The sequence below is a fragment of the Luteibaculum oceani genome (assembly GCF_007995015.1).
GTDB classification, from domain to species: domain Bacteria; phylum Bacteroidota; class Bacteroidia; order Flavobacteriales_D; family Luteibaculaceae; genus Luteibaculum; species Luteibaculum oceani.
In genome coordinates this window covers 18124-42796 of sequence record NZ_VORB01000006.1, presented here as the reverse complement: position 1 = coordinate 42796, position 24673 = coordinate 18124, and the positions used below count along the sequence as shown (strand labels likewise).

21 protein-coding genes and 1 other RNA gene are annotated in these 24673 nt (G+C 39.4%); 16 read left to right on the top strand and 6 right to left on the bottom strand.

All coding sequences use genetic code 11. From position 1 onward, the window contains the following. Window position 1: 1 nt before the first annotated feature. From ubiE to FRX97_RS07460, 3 genes are read left to right on the top strand one after another with little or no spacing between them, the layout of a single operon-like run. Complete coding sequence (gene ubiE / locus FRX97_RS07470; protein WP_147014576.1) at window positions 2-718, top strand: bifunctional demethylmenaquinone methyltransferase/2-methoxy-6-polyprenyl-1,4-benzoquinol methylase UbiE; 717 nt, start codon at window positions 2-4, stop codon at window positions 716-718. Window positions 719-746: 28 nt separating this feature from the next. Continuing rightward, window positions 747-1484 (top strand): type IX secretion/gliding motility protein PorT/SprT, encoded by a 738-nt coding sequence (gene porT / locus FRX97_RS07465; RefSeq protein ID WP_147014575.1) that lies wholly within the window; start codon window positions 747-749, stop codon window positions 1482-1484. Window positions 1485-1486: 2 nt separating this feature from the next. Next, window positions 1487-3025, top strand: a complete 1539-nt coding sequence (locus FRX97_RS07460; protein WP_147014574.1) for an NAD(P)/FAD-dependent oxidoreductase — start codon at window positions 1487-1489, stop codon at window positions 3023-3025. Here FRX97_RS07460 and FRX97_RS07455 read toward each other — a convergent pair. Beyond that, window positions 3008-3748: an RNA methyltransferase gene (locus tag FRX97_RS07455; protein ID WP_170227070.1), complete on the bottom strand. Its 741-nt coding sequence runs from the start codon at window positions 3746-3748 to the stop codon at window positions 3008-3010. The two genes, FRX97_RS07460 and FRX97_RS07455, sit on opposite strands and share 18 nt — an antisense overlap. Window positions 3749-3757: 9 nt before the next feature. On the opposite strand from FRX97_RS07455, the gene tamL reads away from it, so the two are divergent. From tamL to rpe, 7 genes are all read left to right on the top strand, one after another. Further along, a complete protein-coding gene (gene tamL / locus FRX97_RS07450) occupies window positions 3758-6253 on the top strand; it encodes a translocation and assembly module lipoprotein TamL (protein WP_147014572.1) in 2496 nt (831 codons plus the stop codon). Window positions 6254-6313: 60 nt separating this feature from the next. Further along, window positions 6314-7372: a class I fructose-bisphosphate aldolase gene (locus tag FRX97_RS07445; RefSeq protein WP_147014571.1), complete on the top strand. Its 1059-nt coding sequence runs from the start codon at window positions 6314-6316 to the stop codon at window positions 7370-7372. Between the two features lie 11 nt (window positions 7373-7383). Then, window positions 7384-8229, top strand: a complete 846-nt coding sequence (gene accD / locus FRX97_RS07440; protein ID WP_147014570.1) for an acetyl-CoA carboxylase, carboxyltransferase subunit beta — start codon at window positions 7384-7386, stop codon at window positions 8227-8229. Window positions 8230-8288: 59 nt separating this feature from the next. Then, window positions 8289-8558, top strand: a complete 270-nt coding sequence (gene rpsO / locus FRX97_RS07435) for a 30S ribosomal protein S15 (protein ID WP_147014569.1) — start codon at window positions 8289-8291, stop codon at window positions 8556-8558. Between the two features lie 107 nt (window positions 8559-8665). Beyond that, window positions 8666-10813 (top strand): polyribonucleotide nucleotidyltransferase, encoded by a 2148-nt coding sequence (locus FRX97_RS07430; protein WP_147014568.1) that lies wholly within the window; start codon window positions 8666-8668, stop codon window positions 10811-10813. Window positions 10814-10926: 113 nt separating this feature from the next. After that, window positions 10927-11796 (top strand): sigma-70 family RNA polymerase sigma factor, encoded by an 870-nt coding sequence (locus FRX97_RS07425; RefSeq protein WP_147014567.1) that lies wholly within the window; start codon window positions 10927-10929, stop codon window positions 11794-11796. A gap of 79 nt (window positions 11797-11875) precedes the next feature. After that, the gene (rpe, locus tag FRX97_RS07420) at window positions 11876-12523 is read left to right on the top strand and encodes a ribulose-phosphate 3-epimerase (protein ID WP_147014566.1); all 648 of its coding nucleotides are present in this window, start codon (window positions 11876-11878) and stop codon (window positions 12521-12523) included. Here the strand turns inward: rpe and FRX97_RS07415 are convergent, their stop codons facing one another. Continuing rightward, entirely contained in the window at window positions 12524-13729 is a 1206-nt protein-coding gene (locus tag FRX97_RS07415) for an NAD(P)-dependent oxidoreductase (RefSeq protein ID WP_147014565.1), read from the bottom strand. A 24-nt stretch (window positions 13730-13753) separates the two neighbouring features. Beyond that, window positions 13754-14590, bottom strand: a complete 837-nt coding sequence (locus FRX97_RS07410) for a fructosamine kinase family protein (protein ID WP_147014564.1) — start codon at window positions 14588-14590, stop codon at window positions 13754-13756. A gap of 54 nt (window positions 14591-14644) precedes the next feature. Between FRX97_RS07410 and ssrA the strand changes: the two genes are divergently transcribed. After that, window positions 14645-15046: a transfer-messenger RNA gene (ssrA, locus tag FRX97_RS07405) on the top strand. Window positions 15047-15096: 50 nt separating this feature from the next. Here ssrA and FRX97_RS07400 read toward each other — a convergent pair. Both FRX97_RS07400 and FRX97_RS07395 read right to left on the bottom strand, forming a co-directional pair. Then, entirely contained in the window at window positions 15097-18417 is a 3321-nt protein-coding gene (locus FRX97_RS07400) for a chemotaxis protein CheB (protein ID WP_147014563.1), read from the bottom strand. Window positions 18418-18471: 54 nt separating this feature from the next. After that, window positions 18472-18747, bottom strand: a complete 276-nt coding sequence (locus FRX97_RS07395; protein WP_147014562.1) for a hypothetical protein — start codon at window positions 18745-18747, stop codon at window positions 18472-18474. A 70-nt stretch (window positions 18748-18817) separates the two neighbouring features. Between FRX97_RS07395 and murQ the strand changes: the two genes are divergently transcribed. From murQ to FRX97_RS07380, 3 genes are read left to right on the top strand one after another with little or no spacing between them, the layout of a single operon-like run. Then, window positions 18818-19624, top strand: a complete 807-nt coding sequence (gene murQ, locus FRX97_RS07390; protein WP_147014561.1) for an N-acetylmuramic acid 6-phosphate etherase — start codon at window positions 18818-18820, stop codon at window positions 19622-19624. After that, the gene (locus FRX97_RS07385) at window positions 19624-20196 is read left to right on the top strand and encodes a hypothetical protein (RefSeq protein ID WP_147014560.1); all 573 of its coding nucleotides are present in this window, start codon (window positions 19624-19626) and stop codon (window positions 20194-20196) included. Before murQ ends, FRX97_RS07385 begins: the two co-directional genes overlap by 1 nt. Beyond that, complete coding sequence (locus FRX97_RS07380) at window positions 20197-21015, top strand: type 2 periplasmic-binding domain-containing protein (protein ID WP_147014559.1); 819 nt, start codon at window positions 20197-20199, stop codon at window positions 21013-21015. Window positions 21016-21019: 4 nt separating this feature from the next. Here FRX97_RS07380 and FRX97_RS07375 read toward each other — a convergent pair whose 3' ends face one another. Then, window positions 21020-21460, bottom strand: a complete 441-nt coding sequence (locus FRX97_RS07375; protein WP_147014558.1) for a PaaI family thioesterase — start codon at window positions 21458-21460, stop codon at window positions 21020-21022. 98 nt (window positions 21461-21558) lie between these two features. On the opposite strand from FRX97_RS07375, the gene FRX97_RS07370 reads away from it, so the two are divergent. After that, window positions 21559-23220, top strand: a complete 1662-nt coding sequence (locus FRX97_RS07370) for a hypothetical protein (protein ID WP_147014557.1) — start codon at window positions 21559-21561, stop codon at window positions 23218-23220. A gap of 16 nt (window positions 23221-23236) precedes the next feature. After that, on the top strand, window positions 23237-24652 hold the full coding sequence (locus FRX97_RS07365; RefSeq protein ID WP_147014556.1) for a PEGA domain-containing protein: 1416 nt from the start codon (window positions 23237-23239) through the stop codon (window positions 24650-24652). Window positions 24653-24673 lie beyond the last annotated feature (21 nt).

The window sequence follows — 24673 nt, the reverse complement described above, 5'->3', positions numbered from 1 at the left end:
CATGGTAACACCTTATAAATCAGACAATTCTAAAAAAGCGCAGGTAGCAGATATGTTTAATAACATCGCTGCCAAATACGATTTTCTAAATCATTTTTTCTCTTTGGGAATAGATCATTTATGGAGAAGGAAAGCCATTAAAATGATAGCCCCGTACAAGCCGAAAAAAATTGTGGATTTCGCAACTGGAACAGGTGATTTTGCAATTGCTAGCTTAAAGCTTAGCCCAGAAAAAGTTGTGGGTGTAGATATTTCAGAAGGCATGCTTTCTTTTGGAAACAAGAAAATTGAGAAAAGAAATCTTCAAAGTAAGGTAACCTTGAAGTATGGAGATGCCGAAAATCTCCCTTTCAAAGACGGAGAATTTGATGCCTTTACGGTTGGATTTGGTGTTAGGAATTACGAAAACCTAGAAAAAGGATTAACCGAGATGAAACGCGTTCTAAGACCGGGAGGAGTTGGGGCTATTTTAGAATTTTCAAAGCCGAAAATGTTCCCGCTAAAACAACTTTACTTCGCCTATTTTAAGTGGGTAATGCCTCTTCTGGGAAAATGGTTTTCTAAAGACTCCTCTGCCTACACATATCTACCAGAGTCTGTTATGGCGTTTCCAGAAGGAAAAGATTTTGAAAATATTTGTGTTAAAGTAGGATTTAAGCATCTAAGAACCAAGCCGGTAACCGGTGGAATTGCTTCTATCTATTTAGTTCAAAAATAAAGGCCAAACTCTATCGTTAGGTTAAGCAATGCTAAGAGGATATTCACTTTTCGTAATTCTATTGCTTACTGCCCTCAGCGGTTTCAGTCAGTATGGCGAGTCGTTTAAAAAGCCGCGTTATGTGGCCGAAAACCTTCCCTACTTCGATACCAGAGTATACCATTTCGGATTCATTATTGGGGTTAATGGATCGACTTTTAGAATGGATAGAGTACCCCAAACCAATTTTAACGACAGCCTCATTTCGCTTAATAACCAACCCATGCCTGGGTTTAACTTAGGTATTGTAACCACCTATGCCTTTACCAAAAACTTTAGAATTCGATTTGTTCCTTCCCTTTCCTTCCAAGACAGAAAACTAGTTTATCAGTTTAGAAACAAGGCGGGAAACATTGCAACCTTTGAAAAAATAACGGAGTCGACCTTCATTGAATTACCCGTGTATTTGAAATTTAGAACGGATCGAATTGGGAATGCGGCACCCTATATAATAGCCGGAGCGAAATACATGATAGATATGTCGCATAAAACCGAAGATCCCAGTTCTAACGATAGAGATATCCTAATAAAGCTCGAAAAATTCCAAACCGCAGCCGAGTTTGGAGGTGGATTCGATTTCTTCCTACCCTATTTTAAATTTGGTATAGAGCTGAAAATGGCGGTTGGACTTGAAGATTACTTAATGCAGGATAACACACGTTTTTCCACACCAATCCAAAAATTATTCCCAACTTCTTACTTCCTTACATTTACCTTTGAAGGATAATTATGGCCGAAATTATTAACCTCAGCTACCCTGCTTACTTATTAGAAAATGTCGACAACCTGGAGGATTGGTTACAAAAAAAGTTTCCCAACCAACATATACGCCCCCTTAAGGTAAGTTTAGACGCAAGGAAAAAACCGATTAAGTATAATATTAGGGCAGAAATAAGCAGAGAACCGCTGCACCCGGAAATTAACTGCATACAAGCCAAAGAGGTTAATAAAGATGCAATTAGAGTTCTTATTGTTGGATTTGGCCCCGCAGGAATGTTTGCCGCTCTCAAATGCCTAGAATTGGGATTAAAACCCGTTATCATTGAGCGCGGAAAAAATGTAAAAGAAAGAAGACGCGATTTAGCCGCAATAACCAAACACCACGAAATCAACCCCGATTCTAACTACTGCTTTGGTGAAGGCGGCGCCGGAACCTATTCAGACGGGAAATTGTACACGCGTTCGGGAAAACAAAAAGACATACATAGAATTTTTTCCACTCTAGTAAATTACGGGGCTCCCAAAGAAATTATTTACCAAGCCCACCCCCATATTGGCACAAATAAACTCCCTGGATTGGTAGAGAAAATCCGGGAAGACATTATTAATAAAGGGGGCGAAGTTCATTTTAACACCAAGTTTTTGGGACTGGAACTGGAAGACAACAAAATAGTTGGAATTAACACTTCAAAGGGATCTTTCAAATCAAACACAGTAATTCTAGCCACTGGACATTCGGCGCGGGACATCTATTATCACTTATATGAAAAACTAATAGAGATAAGCCCTAAACCTTTTGCTGTTGGATTTAGGATAGAGCACCCGCAAAGCTTTATAAACGAACGACAATACAAGGGAGAAACCAATATTGGACTCCCCCCTGCTGCATACTCTCTGGTTGCAAACAAGGGAGAGTCAGGAATTTTTTCCTTCTGCATGTGTCCAGGTGGAATTATTGCACCCTGCGCCACTGAACCTGGCGAAATTGTAACCAATGGATGGTCTCCCTCTAAGAGAAACAACCCTTTAGCCAATGCGGGTATAGTTACTCAGGTTTCTATTGAAGAACTTGAAAAATTGGGGTATTCAGGACCATTGGCAGCTCTGGAATTCCAAAAAAGTATAGAAAAAAAGGCAGGTGATTGGGCCAATGGTAGCCAAGCTGCCCCTGCTCAAATGGCAAACGACTTTATAAAAGGAAAAAAGAGTGAGCACCTTAAAGAAACTAGCTACATCCCAGGAGTTTATTCCGCGGATTTTAACAAGCTGTATCCAAAGGCCATTGCAGAGCGATTAAAATTTGGTTTAAAAACATTCGAAAAGAAAATGCCCGGTTTTTTGAGGGAAAACCCTATGCTTGTAGGGCCTGAAACCAGAACTTCTGCTCCAGTTCGTATCCCAAGAGGCAAGGATTTGATACACCCTGGAGTTAAGGGTCTGATACCTTGTGGAGAGGGCGCCGGATACGCGGGTGGAATTGCATCAGCAGCAATGGATGGTGAGCGCTGCGCTAATGCTGCATTCCACTATTTAACGGAAAATATGTGAGCAAATAATTCCAGTAGCCACTCCTACATTTAGGCTTTCGGCCTTACCAAATCTAGGAATTGTAACAGACTCCCCAAGGTTCTGGAATAATTCCCCAACCCCATGCGATTCGCTACCCATCAATAAAATTCCTTGTGAAGGAAAAGAGGTTTTAAAAACGGATTCGCCTTCCATTTCTGCTTTAAAGACGATCCTTTCATCCTCTTTAAGCCAGGATTCTATTTCACCATTTCCTCGGTAACTTGGCACTACCCTGGCCAAACTTCCCATGGTAGATTGCACCACTTTTATATTAAAACAATCAGCAGTTTCAAGGGTACACACTACCTGATTAATTCCAAACCAATCGGCTATTCTTATAATACTACCTACGTTTCCAGGATCACTAACTCCATCTAAAACCAAAGTCCACCCTTCCTTAATAATTGGAGGAGTATCAGGAATATGAATCAAACAAATTATCCCTGGACTGGTCTTGAGTTGGCTGTGTTTTGCGATGTCCTTTTCTGAATGAATGGATTTAGAAAACCCTTCCAGCCAATGTCCATTTTTAGCAAATTCCTCCTCGCTTATGTATACATGGGAAATGGCCTTTGGATTGTGATCAACAAATTCTTTTAACAATTTCCTACCCTCAGCTATAAAAAGCCCCTCCGTTTTTCTATACTTTTTTAAAGAAAGTCGCTTTATTAATTTACTTTGCTGCAAAGAAATTGTTGTCATACTGTATTCTTGATTCAAGCCGGAAAAATACATAGAATAAATGGCCTAAAAGCTACATGGTGGCTGCTGCTTATTTCGGTATTTGCAGTTTCAGTTGGTTGTAAATCCACCCGAAGACTGGGAGAAAACGAATATCTGCTTAAAAAGAACAAGCTTGAAATCGCTGGAAAACCCGATATCGACAGTGATGAGCTAAAGGATTTAATCCGGCAAAAACCCAACCGAAAGACTTTTCTTATCTGGTCTATGCACCTTAGACTTTACAATCTAGGGTTGGGTAAAAATCAAGAGGGTAAATTCAAATCTTGGCTTCGAAGAATAGGCGAAAAACCTGTTATTTACGACTCCACCGAAACGGCTAAAACCGTTGAACAAATGGAGCGCTTTCTATTCCAACACGGATATTTTAAGGGAACGGTTAAAGACAGCATCATATACAACAACCAACAAGATCCCAAAAACTTTTTTAGCTTTTTAAATCCCCTGAGAAATAAGAAAAAGGTGATTTTAAAATATAGGGTAGAGCCCGAGGAACCCTATATAGTTGCTAGTTTAAATTACAATTTTCTAGATCCTAGATTGGAAAACATTTTTAAGAAGTCTACGATAAAATGGATCCCGATTGAGGGTGAAAAATACGATTATAAGAAGCTCGACGACCTTCGAAAACAAATCGCCACTTGCTTTCAAAATCAAGGCTTTTTCGACTTTAAAAAGAACTACATAAAATTTAGGGTGGACAGTGCTTTTGGTGACCATACAGTTCATATCAATGCAAGAATCCTCAACCCCGTAAAAACAGAACCCAATGGAGAAAAGGTAGATCAAGTTCATACCCGCTACCGAATAGACAAAATCTATATCTATCCCAATTACAACATTTTCCAGACCAACTCATTCTCGGATACCATACGCCTGGAAAAGTCATCAATAATTTACAACAAACCCCTTAGGATAAACCCCAAACTTCTTCCAACCAAAGTCTTTATAAACAAGGGCTTATACATAGCTCAAGATATCACGGACACCTATAAAAGTCTAAATGATATGGGGTTATATAGGTCGGTAAATATCGATTTCGAATACCAGCAACCCCAGACAAATAATGAGAACGAACTTCTGGATGCATACATCTACCTCAACCCTTTAAAGCGACACACTTTTTCGGTTGAAACGCGTTTGGAAACCAGAGCCTACTCGGGGCAGAACGACGAAAATCAGAATGTCACAAACTTCAACTTCGGAGTTAATGGAAGTGTATCGCTTTCGCGGATAAATGCCTTTAAAAATGGCGAGACACTTAGATTGTCCTTATCTGGGGGACTTGAACCATTTTTCTTAAGTGATAGTACCAATACCGATAACTTCTTTAACACGGTGGAGTTCGGCCCGAGATTACAACTTACCTTTCCGAGGTTTTTACTACCCATTTCTCAAAGCAAGTTTGCTAAATCTAATCGCCCTCAAACCCAGGTAACAGCCACATACAATCTTTTAAAAAACGACGACTTTTTTAGACGAGCCACCAAATTAACCTTTGGATACTTTTGGCTGGAAACACCTCAAAAACTACATCGAGTAACCCCAATAGATATTTCTTTTGTTAATGCCCAATTAAGCAATTCGCTCCAAGATCGTCTTGATGCGCTTAACAACCCATTCTTAAATAACACCTATAGCGATCAGGTAATCCTAGCTTCTTCCTACATTTTCACCTATCGACAGATTAAATCCAAGAACAGTAACCACGGGTGGTATAACAGAGTAAAGGTTGAAGGAGCGGGTAATACATTTAGAGGTCTTGCGGGATTATTTAACGATAACCATCGCAAAGCGAGCACCTACCAATTATTTGGAATTACTTATGCCCAATATTTATCGGTAGAAAATGATTTTAGATACTACCACTACAACCGCTTTGATCAAACCTTAGCAACTCGATTATTTATTGGGGCTGCCAAGCCACTTGAAAACCTAGATGCCTTACCTTTTGAAAAGAGTTTTTTCGCTGGGGGTAGTAATGGTATCCGTGCGTGGCAGGCGAGAACCTTAGGGCCAGGAAGTTACCTGGATACCAATTCCTTTTCTGGCTTCCTAAATAGAATTGGAGAAATAAAAATCGAAGGAAATGTGGAGTACCGATTCGATTTGGTTTCATTTTTAGAAGCCGCCATTTTCCTAGATGCGGGTAATATTTGGGTATTTAAGGAACGAGCAAACAGAGAAGGTACGGAGTTTGACACTCGATTCTATAACGACCTAGCCATAGGAACAGGCTTTGGTTTGCGTTTGGATTTCGATTTTTTCATCATCCGCTTCGATTTAGGTTATCCACTTCGCGATCCAACTTTGCCTGAAAACGAACGTTGGTTTTACCAAGAAAAAACCAAGTATAACAGTATCGTTCAACGGTTTAACCAAAGAAACAACCTGTCGGGTGATAATGCCATTAGAGGATACCGAAGTAATTTAAACTTCAATATCGGTATTGGTTATCCATTCTAATCAATTCTGTTGGCATATTTTTATAGTTTTGTCGCGTTTAAGAAATTGACAATCCTCGGTATGGCTTTGAGCAAAATAGAAAGTCTTTTAGGTGATAACGCAGAAGCGTTATTAAACCACACTTGTACAACGATTGATAAAAGCATGTTACACCTTCCTGGACCTGATTTTACAGACAGGATATTCATGCAGACCAATAGAAACAATCGCGTTTTAGCAAATCTTCAACGCATCTACAGTCATGGTAGGTTAGCAAATACTGGTTATGTATCCATTTTACCTGTAGATCAAGGAATTGAGCATTCAGGTGGAGCATCTTTTGCACCTAACCCAATATATTTCGACCCAGAAAATATTGTAAAGCTTGCTATCGAGGGAGGATGTAACGCTGTAGCTTCTACTTACGGAGCGCTTGCTTCATGCTCTAGAAAGTATGCTCATAAGATCCCATTCATTGTAAAGATTAATCACAATGAGTTATTAAGCTACCCTAACAGCTTCGACCAAATTATGTTTGGATCTATTGAAGAAGCTTACAACATGGGTGCTGCTGCGGTTGGTGCTACTATATATTTTGGATCTGAAGAATCTTCGAGACAAATAATTGAGGTTGCCGAGGCGTTTGAAAGAGCTCACGAATTAGGTATGGCTACCATTCTTTGGTGTTACCTAAGAAATAGCGACTTCAAAAAAGACGGAGTAGATTACCATACGGCAACAGATATCACTGCTCAAGCGAATCACCTTGGTGTTACCATTCAGGCGGATATCATTAAGCAAAAACTTCCAACCCTTAACGGTGGATACAACGCTATTAAATTCGGGAAAACGCATAAAGCAGTTTACGATAAACTTACAAGCGACAATCCAATTGATTTATGCAGATACCAAGTAGCAAACTGTTACATGGGACGTGCAGGATTGATTAACTCGGGTGGAGCATCTGCAGGATCTACTGACTTAGCCGAAGCAGTTACCACAGCAGTTATTAACAAACGTGCCGGTGGTCAGGGGCTTATTTCTGGAAGAAAAGCTTTCCAGAAGCCAATGAACGAAGGAATTGAAATTCTAAATGCCATTCAAGATGTGTATCTTGAACCTGGAATAACCGTTGCTTAAAACAACATTTTATGGGTTGGTTTAAAAGAATTAAAAGAGGAATTACCACATCTACCACCGAGAAGAAGGAAACCCCTGAAGGACTGTGGTGGAAATGTAAAGAGTGTAGTCATGTGGTTTCTTCTGAGGATCACGGTAAAAACAAACACGTATGTGAATCTTGTGGTTACCACGATCGCCTAGACGCAATCGGTTATTTCGACTTATTATTTGATAACGGAGATTTCACCGAGTTTAATGCAGAAATCACTTCAGCAGACCCACTTAACTTCGAGGACACCAAAAAATATACCGATAGAATCCAGGCTACAATTAAAAAAACTGGGTTAAAGGATGCTGTAAGAACCGCACACGGTAAAATTGAACAAAGCGACGCTGTTGTTGCAGCAATGGATTTTAAATTCATTGGGGGATCGATGGGATCTGTGGTAGGAGAAAAAATTTCCCTCGCCATAGACAAAGCCATTGAGTTAAATGCACCTTTCATTATGATATCAAAGTCGGGGGGTGCACGAATGATGGAAGCTGGATTTTCGCTAATGCAAATGGCAAAAACCAGTGCCAAGCTTACACTGCTTGCTAAGGCGCAACTACCATACATTTCGGTATTAACAAACCCAACTACAGGAGGTGTTACTGCTTCATTTGCAATGCTTGGAGACATTAACATTGCCGAACCAAAAGCACTAATCGGATTTGCGGGACCAAGGGTTGTAAAGGAAACAATTGGTAAAGATTTACCAGAAGGCTTCCAAACTTCAGAATTTTTGTTGGAGCACGGATTCCTTGATTTTATTGTATCCAGAGACGACTTAAAGGAAAAACTTGCACAGCAAATTCGCTTTTTCCAAGGATAATAAGAAAATTAGATTACCTTTGCGGGCCTAATACATAACATTCACGAAATAGTTTTGGCATGTATCTAACTACAGAAGTAAAACAAGAAATTTTTAAAGAACACGGTAAGTCTGAGAAAGATACCGGTTCAACTGAAGGGCAAATCGCTCTATTCACACACAGAATTAAGCACCTAACAGGTCACCTTAAGAACAACAAAAAGGACTTTAGAACTCAAAAAGCTCTTTTAGATTTAGTAGGTAAGAGAAGATCTTTACTAGATTACCTTAAGAAAAAAGACATTCAGCGTTATCGTGCAATTATTGCTAAATTGGGCATCAGAAAATAAGCTTGATTAAGGAATTACATATAATTTTATAACAAAAAGGGGCATCGAATTGGTTTGCCCCTTTTTGTGTTACATACACATATATACACAGAGAAAAAAATAAGTAAATGAAGCCTACCGGATTTTCGAAAACCGTAGAGATGCCAAATGGCAAACCGGTTACAATTGAAACAGGAATTTTAGCAAAACAAGCAGACGGATCCATCGTACTTCGTTGTGGAGATACCATGCTACTTGCTACAGTTGTAGCTAACAAAGAAGCAAAAGAGGATGTTGATTTCCTTCCATTAACCGTTGATTACCGCGAAAAATTTTCTGCTGCCGGTAGATTCCCTGGTGGATTCTTTAAGCGTGAAGCTAAGCCTTCAGATGCAGAAGTATTAGTATCTAGATTAATAGATAGAGCTTTAAGACCAATGTTTCCTAGTGATTTCCACGCGGAAACTCAGGTAATGGTAAGCCTTTTATCATACGATCCTACTGTAAGCCCAGATAGCCTTGCTGGTTTTGCGGCATCAGCTGCAATTTCAGTTTCTGATATTCCTTTCCACGGTCCTATTTCTGAAGTAAAAGTTGGAAGAGTTAATGGTGAGTTTATCATTAACCCATCTGATGAACAATTGGAAAACTCAGACATCGACATGATTATTGCTGGTTCAAAAGACAGCATTACCATGGTGGAAGGTGAGATGCTTGAAATTTCTGAAGCAGAAATGCTTGAGGCAATTAAGGCCGCTCACAAAGTAATTATTGATCAATGTATCGCTCAGGAAGAATTAGCAAAGGAAGTTCCTAACGCCTTCCCTAAAAGAGAGTACAACCACGAAAAGTCGAACCCAGAACTTTTCGAAGCAATTCGCAACTTTTGCTACGATAAGGTAAAAGAGGTAGCAGCTTCAGGAATTGCTATCAAAGAAGAGCGCAAGAGAAGATTCACCGAAATTAGAGAAGCTTTCCTTGAAACGCTTTCAGATGAGGAAAAAGCTGAAAATGCATTCCTTTTAAAACAATACTTCGGTAAGGTTGAGAAAGAAGGTGTAAGAGATGTTGTTCTTGAAGAAAGAAAGCGTCTTGATGGAAGAAAGCTTGATGAAATTAGACCTATTTGGTGTGAAGTAGATTACCTACCAGGAACTCACGGTTCTGCTGTGTTTACTCGTGGAGAAACTCAATCCTTAACTTCGTTAACACTTGGTTCTAAATTAGACGAACAATCGATTGATACCGTAATTAAAACGGGATCTGACCGTTTCCTTCTTCACTACAACTTCCCTGCTTTTTCAACAGGTGAAGCTAGACCTAACAGAGGTCCTGGACGTAGAGAAATTGGACATGGTAACCTAGCCATGCGTGCTCTTAAAAACATGGTTCCAGGTGGTAACGACAATCCATATACCATCCGTTTAGTTTCTGATATTTTAGAATCTAATGGTTCTTCTTCTATGGCTACTGTATGTGCTGGAACCCTAGCATTAATGGACGGTGGTGTTAAGATGAAAAACCCAGTTTCTGGTATCGCAATGGGTCTTATTACCAATAAAGATGGAAGTAAATACGCCGTTCTTAGCGATATTCTTGGAGATGAGGATCACCTAGGAGATATGGACTTTAAAGTATGTGGTACTACGAAAGGAATCACTGCTTGTCAGATGGATATTAAAATTGAAGGTCTTAACTACCAAATTTTAGAAGATGCTCTTGAGCAGTCTAAAGCAGGAAGACTTCATATCCTTAATGAACTCCTTAAAACAATCGACCAACCAAGAGAAGATTATAAGGAGCATGCTCCAAGAATCGTAAGCTTCGAAATTCCTAAGGAAAATATAGGTGCTGTTATTGGACCAGGTGGTAAGATTATCCAGGAAATTCAAAATGAATCTGGTGCTACCGTTGTTATCGAAGAAGTAAACAACAAAGGATTAGTGCAGGTTGTTTCTAACAACAAGGAGAGCATGGATAAAGCAGTGAACAAGATCAAGAGCATTGCTATTCCACGTGTAATTGAAGTTGGAGAGACATTTAAAGGAAAAGTTAAAGCCATCATGCCTTACGGTGCATTCGTGGAATTAGTTCCAGGAACAGATGGATTACTTCATATCTCAGAAATTGCTTGGGAGAAAATTGAAAATGTAAAAGACGTTTTCAATGAAAACGACCAGGTAGAAGTTAAAGTTTTAGGGAAAGATCCTAAGTCTGGAAAGCTTAAACTTTCTAGAAAGGTATTACTTCCTAAACCTGAGAAGAAGGAAGCGTAACAAGATTGCTATTATTCCGTTATTGATAGGGCGCTAATTCCCAAGCGCCCTTTCCAAACCCAAATAATAACTTTTGCTAGGCCTTTGGCCTTAAACAAATTAAATACCCTTAAATGAGGCAGCTGAAAATTGTAAAACAGGTAACCAATCGCGAAACGGCGTCTTTGGATAAATACCTTCAGGAAATTGGTAAAGTTGAGTTAATTACTGCAGAAGAAGAAGTAGAATTAGCTCGTAGAATTAAGAAAGGTGACCAGGCGGCCCTCGAAAAACTTACCAAAGCCAACTTGCGATTTGTTGTTTCGGTTTCTAAGCAGTATCAAAATCAAGGTTTAACACTTCCTGACCTTATCAACGAAGGGAACCTGGGACTCATTAAAGCCGCTCAACGTTTCGATGAAACTCGTGGATTTAAATTTATTTCTTACGCTGTTTGGTGGATTCGTCAATCTATCCTTCAAGCTTTAGCTGAGCAATCTAGAATTGTTCGTCTTCCTCTTAATAAGATTGGATCTATTAACAAGGTGAATAAAGCATTCTCAGAGCTAGAGCAAAAATATGAGAGAGCTCCAACTCCAGCAGAACTTGCCGAGATTCTTGACATGTCTGTAGATGAGGTTAAGCAATCGCTTAGAAATGCAGGAAGACACGTTTCTATGGACGCGCCTCTTAAGGATGGCGATGACTCCAGCTCTAACATGTACGACGTTCTTAGCAGTGCAGAAAGTCCTAGCCCAGAGCAAGAACTTATGCACGATTCTTTGCGAAAAGAGATAGATAGGGCTCTATCTACCCTTACTGCAAGAGAAGCTGATGTTATTCGTCTTTACTTCGGATTAAGCGGACAGCACCCAATGACCTTAGAGGAAATTGGAGAGAAATTCGATCTTACTCGCGAACGTGTTAGACAGATTAAAGAAAAGGCAATTAGAAGATTGAAACATACTTCTAGAAGCAAAATACTTAAGTCTTACCTCGGGTAAGAAATTTCCGAGTAGAATTAAAAGCCCAAAGGATTCTTTGGGCTTTTTTTGTTTGTACCTTTGTCAAAAATTATTTGCCATGCCAATTATTGCTCCATCATTACTCGCTGCTGATTTTGCCAACCTATCAAACGCAATTGATATCGTTGAAAATTCTCAAGCAGACTGGTATCATCTGGATGTAATGGATGGCGTGTTTGTCCCCAATATCTCCTTTGGGTTGCCGGTAATTTCATCTCTACAAAAGCACAAGAAAAAAGTTTTCGATGTACACCTTATGATCGTTCAGCCCGAACGTTATATCAAGGATTTTAAAAACGTAGGTACAGATATTCTAACTGTTCATTATGAGGCTTCCACCCACCTGCATAGAACAATTGGAGCTATAAAGGAGGAAGGAATGAAAGCGGGAGTGGCATTAAATCCTCACACACCTGTAAGCCTGCTTAAGGATACGCTAGCAGATATTGATTTAGTTTGTTTAATGAGTGTGAACCCTGGTTTTGGCGGACAGAAATTTATTGAACACACCTACAATAAGATCTCCGAACTAAAACGAATGGCACAGGAGGTAAACCCCAATCTATTTATAGAAATTGATGGCGGTGTCGGTTTAGGAAATGCGAAACAATTAGTAGACGCTGGAGCCAATGTGCTGGTGGCAGGAAGCTCAGTTTTTGGAGCTCAGGACCCTATAGCAACAGTGGCTGCTCTTAAAAACGTTTAGTTAGGAATTAACCCAATCTTCTAGGTACGCAAATTGAGGTGTTAGATTACCATCCAGTGTGGTTTGAGTAGCACGTTCAATTATTCCCTCATTATCTCCTTCAAAAAGATGAGGTAGCACATTGTTCATCAACTCCGCTCCAAAGTCTTCACTGGCATCCCTTGGTAATTCACACGGTAAATTATCAACGGCCATCACACCGATGGCATTCTGATCATTAAAATCAACTTCAGATTCTGTCCTTGGATCATATCCATAAAGAGGGTCTGAGATAGTTGAAGGCCGTAATGTTGACGCCACAGCACAGTCAATGTCACAAGATATATCCGCAACAACTTTCACATTAAAATCTGCGGATTTGGCATCCTCCCTGGAGAATATAAATGGACTTCTATTATCCCAATAATGACAAGCAATATACATGTCAGACACCTTAGCAAATCGCATGAAATTACTCTGATAGCCAACCGGATACCTGTAAAAATCCTCCGCAGTGAAATCATTTCCGTCCTCTCTTCTATTGTAATCTGTTACAAGAAGCTGAGCAAATACAGGGTGATCGAAAGTTTCATTTATAATAGCATCTGGTTCTACTTGCCTGATACCAATTTCTTCAAGTATCTCAATTGCTCCTTTCGCTACCCTACCAGCACCGGTTAAAACCATTTTAAATTTTGCATCAAGCTTCACATTTTTAAGCTCGCGCTCCAATTCTTTCCGGTCTGCACATTCATGGGCTCTTTTTAGCTCGTAATTCCCAGTTCTTACACCCCAGGCGTAAAAAGCATTATAAGCCCCTACAATTCCTGCGTAACGACCAAACCCGAGTAATCTTCTACCGCCTTCTGCTGTGACAACTTCATAATCTATCAGGCGAATTTTCTTATCGAGCAGAGCCTTAAGCAATCCTTTATTATACTCTTGCTTTTTAAAGGTGTGTGAAAAAAAGAAGTAGGTTTTATTAGGGATTAACTGATTTACAGGCACTTCCTTAACCCCTAGTAATACATCGCAGTCGCTACAATCATCTACAACCCTAACCCCTGCGCTTGTGTATTCATCATCAGAAAAGGCTCTAATTGGGCTGCTTTGAACAACGATCTCGACCTTAGGCCAAATTTCCTGAATTTGCCAACATTGTCTAGGAGAAAGTGGCACCCTTCTATCTGGGGGTGTTTTCCCCTCTCTAATCACACCTAATTTCATAGTAAGAAACTGTAGCGTACAAACTTAAACATATGCGCTTATTACTCGCATAACTTTACGATAATATCCCGAACCAAAAAGTAATAAATGGATAAGTAAAGGATATAGCTGAAACAGAGGTACCCGTTCCTGCCAATTTGCATCTAAAGGCTGGTTATACAGGTATGCATCATAAAATTCCTGGTCAAATCCTCCAAAGAGTTGAGTCATCGCCAAATCCATTTCTCTATAGCCATACTGTACCGCAGGATCATAAAAATATACTTCCTCATTATGGCAACCAATATTTCCAGACCACAGATCACCATGAATTAAAGTAGGTGATTCTGAAGGTAGTATCCCCTCCAGTTTCCCAATTAACCGTTCTGCCAACTTTAAATCATTTTGGGAAATCAAGCCTTGATTTTTGCATTTTTCGAAAAGCGGTTTCAACCTATATTCTTGAAGAAATTTGGCACCGCTTTCAACTCGGTCATTAAGCTGCTGCACACTGCCCATGTAGTTATGGTGCTCCCACCCAAAAAAATTTGATTGAATACTATGGAGAATGGCCAATTGCTCGCCAGCTTTTTTTTGAGAGCTTTTATTCAGAGCTTGGATATTGAGGTATTCCAAAATCAAATAAGCTTTCCCAACCGCAATTACTTGTGGAACCCTCACGACCTGAGATAAAGCTTGTAACCCATCGGCTTCTTTTGCAAAAAAGTCTCCAGGGGTATTTTCGTTTAGTTTGATAAAATAATTCCCCCTGTTTGTGGAAACTTTAAAGGCATTATTTATGGAACCACCACCAACAAATTGGATGTTTTCTACTGATCCCAGACCGTTATTCTTTAAAATTTGTTGTAAAAGCTCCTGCATAGTTACTTCCTTGCCCTAAGGTGCTAACTAATCCATATCTTTGCAAGTAATCTTGGGGTCGACTGGTTTTGACTACAAGAGAGATGATACAGTAAGCATGCCGAGCTTTGTTTGTTGGCTCGTAAATATCAACTTTCAACGCTTTAAATGGCGAAAACAACTATGCTCTCGCAGCATAATCTGTCTAAGACGATTATAGCTTAATCCTAGCCCGAAGTACAGTACGGCAGGACGAGAATCCCATCAACATTCTGTCTACCGGTGTTGATATACGGGGTTTCATTCAGGTGGAATAGTTGGCAAGAATTCTGGACTTGTCAGTGAAACCTAACAGAATAAGCTTAAAGTAGGCCGCAGTTAGTCAGCTTTAAGTCGAAAATTAAGTAACTGCTAAGCATGTAGAAAGCTCTATTGTTCCTTGTTTGGACGAGGGTTCGAATCCCTCCGGCTCCACAAAAAAAGCCCGTTCAATAATTGAACGGGCTTTTTTATTTCCTTTTTACATCCTATTTATATCTCTTTAGATCGTTAATGGGGAGAGTGATAATAAATTTGGTACCCGAATTCTCTTCACTTTCAAAGGTAACTGCACCCTCCATAGATTCTACCATAGAACGAACTAGATACAAGCCGATTCCCTTTCCATCTCCCTTGGATGTTAATCTAGAGAATGCGGTAAATGCCGAATCTACGTATTTCATATCCATTCCAATGCCATTATCAGTAATGGTTAGCTCCATGAAATCTTCATTGAGCTTTTTAGATGTTATATCTATTAAAAGAGGTACTACCTCCTGGCGATATTTTATTGCATTTCCCACGAGGTTTTTAAGGATACTGTAGTAGTAACGCTTAATTCCGAATGCCTGAGTAACCTTTAGGTTTTTCTTAAACTTCCCTTTATACGAGTTCAACTCATCTTTATATTCTTCAAAGATGTCAGAAACCACCTTTTCTAAATCCACCTTTTCAAATTCGGAAGACAAATCTTTTTGGTAGGATATCACTTCAATTAAGCCATCAAGCGTGGAAATTATCCGATTAACATTAGATCGTAATCTTCGTATAACCTCATCGTCCTCAGAAAATTCTTGTTTCTTAATATGGATATCTAATAAACCCTTCATATTAATAACAGGCCCTCTTAGATCGTGCGTTGCAACGTAAGCCACTTGCTCTAACTCACTATTACTACGCTGTAATTTTTTAGTTTGGGATCTTAATTCTGTTTCTGCTGTTTTTAATCGATCGGTATTAACAAAAGTAATTACCACCCCGTCTATTTTATTTTCCGAACTACGATATGGCACCATGCGCATTAAAAAGTTCGAATTATTCTTGGTTAGAACATCAATTTCCACAGGTTCTAATTTTTTTAAAACCTCATTAGAAAGGGTTTCAATTTCTACGTCCACCAATTTGGTTTTTAAATCAGATATCGGTCTTCCTATATCGTTTTCACTCAGGTTAATTATCTCTGCAACTGCATCGGTAAATTTCCTGATGTTAAGGTATCTATCAAGGAAAATGGTTCCAATTTCTGTACTCTGAATAAGGTTATTAAGGTCATCATTAATTTCAACCATTTCGGTAACCTTAACTTGGAATTCAGTGTTAACGGAGTAGAGCTCTTCATTTACACTCTGGAGCTCCTCATTTGTACTTTGCAGCTCCTCGTTCGAAGCAATCAACTCTTCATTAGTCGCTTGGAGCTCTTCATTTGATGTTTCAAGCTCTTCAATGGTATTTTGAAGAAATTCCTGCGTTTCTTTAAGTTCTTCCTCTAACTGAAGTATTCTTACATGTTGGTCCTTGTCCAAGTCCATCCCCGCGAAATCAATTTGATCCATTGGGATTTCTGTATCAGCCTCAAAGATAATACCAGTATATGGCGATTTAATTCCTTCTTGATGGTTTTCAACTGGAAAAGCGCTAATCTTTAACTTTTTTCGCTCCTCTCCTTTTTGAAAATTCACGTTATTAAAAACCACTCTTTCCTTGGCTTTCTTAACGTTTACTATTAAAGTATTAATTGGAAGGTATAGAGAATCTGGAACCATCTTAAAAATATTAAGATGAAACTGCTTTTTAGGAAAGTGCAAGTAATCCTCTACATCACCAAATACATGTACGATGTCATTTTCAGAATTTACAATTACTGTTGGAGGTAAAACCTCATCAATAATTTGATCCTTTATCCTATCAATAATTCTTGGTTCCTCCACTCGAGTTCTACCTCCCCCATAAGCCGTTAATTTTCCATTACTAGAAACCTCATTGGTAATTCTGGAAACTCCCGATTTAGGGGTGTTTGACAAATAAAACTTGGTTCTATTGTTACTAACCTTCCTGTATAATCTAAAGTTGGTGTTTATGGTTTCGAAGTTGTTCTCCTTTGAAAAGGGGGCTTCACTAAGCCCGAGAAACAGGCGCCCACCTGGCACTAATGAAAAATGTAGGTAACCAAGAACCTTTTGTTGAAGCTCTGCTTTAAAATAAATTAAAAGGTTTCTACACGAAACAAAGTGAATATTGTTAAAAGGGGGATCTTTTATGATGTTATGGACCGCAAAAACAATTAGGTCTCTCAGAGTCGACTTCACCTGGTAGGATTGGTCATCTAGCTTGTTAAAATATTTATTCACATATTCCTTTGGGAGCGATTCAATTTCCTCAATGGCGTACCTTCCTTTGGAAGCATAACTTACACTGGGAGCGTGCACATCCGTGGCAAATATTTTAATCGACTTTCCAGGGTGGAATTTATCTAAGTATCTTTTGAAAATAATAGCTAAAGAATATGCTTCTTGCCCCCTACTGCATCCAACAACCCAAACCCTTAATTGATCAGAATCTTCAAAATCGGCGATGGTAGCAGGAAGTACAAACTCCTCCAAATATGCAAAGGCCTCTGGATCTCTGCAAAATGCAGTTACGTTAATTAAAAAATCATTCCCAAGATTTTTTGCTTCCTGCGGGTGAGCTTGAAGGTAGCTCATGTAATCCCGCATTTTAGAAAAACTCATGGCCTTCATTCTTCGCTCTATCCTTCTGAGAATGGTATTCTTTTTATACAATGTGAAATCTAGGTCAAAATGTTTATTGACCGAGGCCAAAATCATATTGACAACAACTTCTGGACCTGCAGAATCCATTATCTCGTCATCCTCAAAATCCTCAGAAACTCCGTCTAAATAATTTGCTATTTCTTTGGCAATGTCCTCAGGTGGGCAAATTTTATCAACCAATCCCGTTGATATTGCACTGCTAGGCATTCCATTAAAACTGGCTGTTTCTTCATCCTGAGCAACTACAAATCCTCCTTTTTGTTTTATCTGTTCAATCCCTAGGGTTCCATCAGAACCAGACCCCGATAAAATCACCGCAATGGCCTTCTCCCCTTGATCGTTTGCAAGACTTACCAAAAAACTATTTATTGGATAATGCACAGACTTATCCTGCTGCCTTACAACGGTTTTTAATACTCCCTCTTCTACCCTAATTACCGTAGATGGCTGAGCGACATACACTTTCCCTCTTTCCAGTTGCTGTCCATCTTCAATAGGAACAATCTCCATTTCTGTATGCCTCCTCAATAATTCTGGCATTAAACTTTTATAGTCTGGACTTAAATGCTGAATAATTACAAAAGCTGTGTTCCTTTCAGATAAGGAACCAATGTTATCAATAAAGCTGTATATGGCTTGCAATCCCCCTGCTGAGGCTCCAATTGCAACAATTTGAAGAACATCCTCCTCTGGAGATTTTGGAGTTTTTGATTTATTGTTTTTTGGGGATGACTTTACTTCTGATTTGGCATTTTTCATAATTACAACCACCGGCTAGATTATACAGAGGAGGGAACCCTTAAAAAAGATTAATCAATCATCCAAATATAAAACATCCTTTGAATGAAAGCCTGCGAAATAACAAATTCCTCCGACCAATGCTAAGATCCATAGGTAATCATCAATGGGCATAGGAGGTGGAGGCGGTCCATTTTTTAATCCATCCTTACCAGATCTAGCTTTTTTTTTCTCAAATAGTTCACCTTCTTCAGCAAAGGGCAGCTTATCATCAAAGGGTTGTGCGAGTACATTAGAAGCGATAAAAAAAACAACTAGCACCGTTACTAGGGCAGTGTGGTAGGATTTCATGGTAGGTTTTTACCAATAAGTTAACCAAAATTCAAATACCCTAGGCGAAGAATCCTTTTACTTTTGCAGCATGAAAAAAGTAACCGAGTCGGACTCGCTATACAATGACATCCACCAATTTTCCTCTATAGAAATTGTTTCGGCAATGAACCAAGAGGATGCTAAGGTTGCTATAGCTGTGGAAGAAGCCATTCCCAGCATTGTCAGCTTAATTGACGCTGCTTTTGAAAAGCTTAAATTAGGGGGAAGACTATTTTATATTGGAGCTGGAACCAGCGGGCGTTTAGGCGTTGTTGATGCCTCTGAATGCCCACCTACCTTTGGAGTTTCGCCAGAATTGGTACAGGGCCTTATTGCTGGCGGGGATGGCGCCATGCGAAAAGCAGTTGAGGGCGCGGAAGATAGTCCTGAACTAGCCAAAACCGATCTGAAAGGAAAATCATTTTCCGAACGAGATTTCCTAGTGGGAATAGCTGCTTCGGGAACAACCCCGTATGTTATAGGAGGATTGAATTATGCTAAAGATATAGGTGCTGGATATGGATGTATAACTTGCAATCCTGGCGCCCCTATCATTAGTGCTTCTGCAAATCCTATAGTGGTTAACTGTGGTCCAGAGTTCATTACCGGATCCACCCGACTAAAAGCAGGAACCGCCACTAAAATGGTACTGAACATGATTAGCACCGCCCTATTGGTAAAACTCGGTCATGTACAGGGAAATAAAATGGTAGACATGCAACTGAGCAACGAAAAGTTGGTAGATAGAGGGACCCGTATGGTTATGGCTCAATTAAATATTTCTTACGACGAAGCAAAGACGCAACTTTTGAAACACGGAAGCGTTCGAAAAGCAGTAAATGCACATAAAAATTAATGCACACCCTTGAACCTTTTTACCGTTGGCGCTCTTTTTACGTTGCCAGCGAAGATGTAAATAGCCCCTTTTATCAGCGCGAATATTCAGAGTTTGAATTTACGCATGCCATCTACGACCACGTAATCCATCCGCAATGGGACGAAATTGGATCGCCCACCCTATTTATGAAATTGATTTATGCAGATTACATGGATGGGTATGCGGTTATAGAGCTTATTGGAGAATGGAACGACTGTATCCACAATGATATAATGATTCTGAAAAGAGACATCATTGATGAGTTGATGAACGCCGGATTATCTAAGTTTATCCTAATTGGTGAGAACGTACTAAATTTTCATTCTTCGGATGACTGCTACTATGAAGAATGGTTTGAGGATGTTGAGGATTTGGGTGGTTGGATAGCTCTTATCAACTTCAGGGAACACGTTATCCAGGAGTTTAGCTCTGCTAACATCGACCATTATTTTGTTTGTGGAGGCAAATTAGACGATCTAAGTTGGAGAACTTTAAGTCCCGAAAAATTCTGCAGTAATATTGAAAAATACGTTCAAAAACGATTGGCATAAATGAAATTGACCATAACGGGAGTTCCTGAACACTTTAATTACCCTATCGTAAGTGCTTTAGAGCAAAATCCGAATTTTAAAAACATCAGTTGGACTTACAGCTCTGGAGGTACAGGACAAATGTTAGCAAAATTAGAATCCGGTGAAGTCGATGCTGCATTACTGCTAACCGACGGCTTTATTAAATCTCAAGAGAGCAAGGAGTCTGCCCCGTTTTTTATTGACTTTTATATAGGTAGCCCGCTAGTTTGGGGGATACACACCCACGGCGATTCAGAACTCCCACAATTGCCAAATACCGTCTCATTGCCCGTTTTAATTTCGAGGTTCAATTCGGGATCGCATCTGATGTACAAGCTATTATGCCATCAACAGAACTGGGAGGAAAAGGCGAACTACAAGGTAATTGGCAACCTAGATGGTGCTTTAGAAGAGTCAAAAAGCAAAGAAGATTTTTTATTTCTCTGGGAAAAATTCACCACGCAGCCCTATGTTACAACGGGTAATTTTAAGAGAATTGGTGAAATCCCTACCCCCTGGCCTGCTTTTGTTTTAGCTGTCAGCCCCCGCATTGCAAAAAAAGAAGTTAAAGAAACCTTAACCGATTTATTACTAAAAGCTAAAGAGATTGCAGCTGCTCCAGGTTGTTTAGAAAAATTTATGACCTTCTCTAAATTACCAGCCGAACTAATTGAGCCCTGGTATCGAAACACCAGATGGTGTGGCGTTTCAAATGGAATTGAAGAATTGAAAAAAGCTGCCGCTATCTTAAAAGAAATCGGAACAATTGAGGACATCCCCAATTTCAAAGTTCTTTAGAATATTAATCCATGTATTCTGACACGGCACTTTTCGATGCAGGATAAGCATTAAAAGTTCCCGTACCCATTGCCACTTTTTCCCCTTTTTGATTGTGGATTACTGCGCTAGCCAGAATAATTCTGTTTCCGCGATATTCCACCTCCCCTATGCCTTCTAGTTCATCATTGAGGAAAATAGGTCGGATATATTGAATTTTAAACTCAACCGTAGCAACCAATTCATTTCTTTCTGCAGAAACAGACAGGGCAGAAACCCCAAGAATAGCGTCCATAAAACCTGCTACTGCCCCACCGTGGGCAACCCCCGGAGAACTTAAATGATCACTTTGAACCTTCCAATAGTAATGAATCACTCCTGGTCTCTTAACTTCGTAATGCATACCATTTGTGATTCCAAACTGATTTACTTGGTTGTAGATTTTAAGAATCTTAGGAAGTTCCATAATTATTTATTCAAAAGGTTTTCGTTCTATTGGTTAACGTTCAATCAGAAAGTTCGTTTTATATTGCAAGGTTAAAACAAACGACTCAGATTATTACCATGAGATATATTTCCGGGGCATTACTTTTTTCTGTTTGCATTGGGCTGTTTACAAGCTGTGCAACCCTTATTTACGGCACGAAAAGCCCAATATATATAAGTTCTACACCCAAGGAAATACCTGTATATGTTAACGATAAATACACTGGTGAAACACCAATGGTATTAAATCAACCCTACTCGTTTTCTAAGAAAATAGTTACCCTTAAGCTTTCGGAAAGTGATAAAGACCAATTTAATTTCATTGTTGAGAAAAAATTCCGTCCAATTTCGCTGATTGGCGCTCCCCTAATTATCCCTTTTGCTGTAGATCTCGTAACGGGGTCAGCTTTTGCCCACAACTCCTACTCCGTCTATTATAATTTTAATGACCAAAATAACAATTCCGCTTGGCCCTTTCAGATTGAGATTAAGAGTAAAGCTATCAAAATAGACCCTTTAAATTTTGCTGAAAATGGAACGGAAAAAAGAGGAATACTAAAGTCGAATTTTAAAACCTTCCCCGAATACGAGGAGAAGTTTGGATATGCTCTTACTGGAGTTTATGAGTCTTCGGACCCAGAATTTGTGTTGAACTACGCAGAACTCAACTCCAAGGAATACAAAAAAATAGCTGCAACAGAGGTGAAGTCATATACTGCCTACAGCAATAACTTTCACAGCTTTGGCGATTTACTTCCAGGAAACCAACTCATTCCCATTAGCTTTAAAAAAATAGAAGTTTCTAAGATTGATAGACTAGAGAAATCTGGAAAAAACGAGAAGAAAGATATACCGAAGAAAAGTAATAAGGTAAAGTTACTACCTAAGCTAGAGCAATTCTGGCCTGTTTTAACTTCTATGGGAGATAAACAGGTTTTGTTTCAGGCCTACCCTATAAATCAAAACTCCGAATTCTCATATAACTTAAAAGAAGAATTCTTCTCGTTGGATTACCTATTTGTTTTTGTCTTAGCAGATAAAAACCAAGCCATAGAGCTTTCTCCCGGTGAGTTAATGCAAAACATTTCGCTTTTTACCACCAATCCCTACCTAATTGAGTTGTGTAAAAACAGCAAAACAGACCTGGATCTGCAAAAGGCTTTAAACAAAGAAAACCATCACCTTTCCAACATTTTAGCCTTTGAATGGGCCCAGAAAAGTGGGACTCCATTTTTTGAAACCCTTCCTGGCAAACAAAAAACTACTAAAGAAAAAGAGGTTAAACCAAGAAAAGGTGACCCGGGCATAGTTGCCGATAACAATAGAGCGGCAGAAGAAAACAAAGAAAATCTCGATAAATATTCATCGAAAATTCAGTCTACCGATGCAGAACAAAGAAGTGAAGCCGATAAATATTATGGACCTGGTGCTCCTTGGTATTTAAGAGGAATGCTTAAACCTGAATACCGAGAGAGTGCAAAGGAATTGGGGCTAAAAGAGGAAGAAATCTACAACCCAAACAAAGCGCCAATAGATTCTACTAAATGGTTACGAGAACAAGGGTTTGAGCTCGTTCCACCAGATGTTAGTAAATTTAAGCCTGGAATAGATCCTGGCTACATAGATCCAAACGACCCGCGAAAGAAACCACACGAAACGGAAGGAACCCCTTGGTATCTGCAAAAGCCCGACAAGAAAAAGAACCAGCCGAACTCCCCCTCCCCAAAGGGAAAAAGCTGATAAAATATAGTGCTCCATGGTCCCCAAACTTTTAAAGTACGCCCTTATTTTCTGGTGCTGTGTAAGCACGTATGCCTATGGGCAAAGTTCTCCCGGGATTTTCATCCAAACAAGTCCGGAAGGCGCCAAAATTGAATCAAAAGGCAACTACGTAGGAGACACTCCTTTGCTTGTTAAGTATGATGATCTTAGAAAGGGCAAAATTGTGATTTCCAAAGAAGGTTACGATGAAGTGCGTATTCCTAAGGTAACTTCAAACAGTATATCGTTTCGCTTAAAACCTAAATCGGGATACAATAGAAACCCTGTAAAAAGTAGGTTTATAGCCGTATTTGAAACGGACACGCTTTACATAGACCCCTTCGAGTTAACCGATGCATCACGGTCTTTCAATTGCTTCGATGTTAACATGAATTACCAGGTTCTTGGAGCCTACACTACCATTTCGGCAAATAAAATTTATGGGTGCGGGTTAAAATATATTGCTCGCTACAATATGGCCGATCCTGTTTTTGCAAATTACCTTAACAGGGAGGAAATGCCCTTTGCCGTACAACAAATTCAAGTTGATGTACGAGATATTGCGCGCTCATTCCAAAAAAAATCAAAGAAACCCGTAGGACTTGGCCGATACGATTTTCAACAAATGTGGTATGTCTTGGCTGAAAATGGGAACAAAAAATTATTACTTCTCCCTACCGAATCTCCAATGGAAGAGAGTCGCAAATTCCAGCCCGAATTCTCTGGAAATATTCCACCAGCCCTTTATTATGGCAACCTTCTTTTTATGGAAGACAGTAGCTTAACCCTAATTAAAAACGATAATTTCCCTGCTCTAATACCTGAATTTTCTAACAACAGTACCCTAATGAATTCTGCGGGGCAGTTAGAAACCTTGGAGGCATTTTTTATGGCCTTAGAGGAAGACGAATATCTGATAGGCGAAATATTTACCGAGACATGGGGAAATAAGGCAACCAAATCGGGAAGAGACGAAAATAAAATTGAAGCCATATTGGCAGAAAGAAATATCCAGCGTTTGAGTATTGGAGGAGAGCAAGATTTACAAATAGATACCGCAGAAGCAGCGTACTTCTTTCAAATTAATCCAGAACGTCCTGCCTCCTCAACTGTTATCAAAGGCGAAAAAGCTACAACTGTTCAGCTCGACAAACCTTGGTATTTAAGATTTGATAGTAGTGCCACCACTTATCCAACCAAAACTATAGCCAAAGAAGATCAACTTTATTTTATACCCGAAGAAGGCATATTAAGAAAGGAGCAAAGCAAAGAAACCTGGTACTTAAAAAATGTGGATAATGAAGGACCAGATATGCTTGATCATAGCAAACAGAAATTCGAAAACAAGATTATTCGCCAGCCAAAAAATTACGGTAACGACAAGGAGTGGTACCTCCGTTCGCCGAATTGATTTAAAATCTGCTTTGTATAA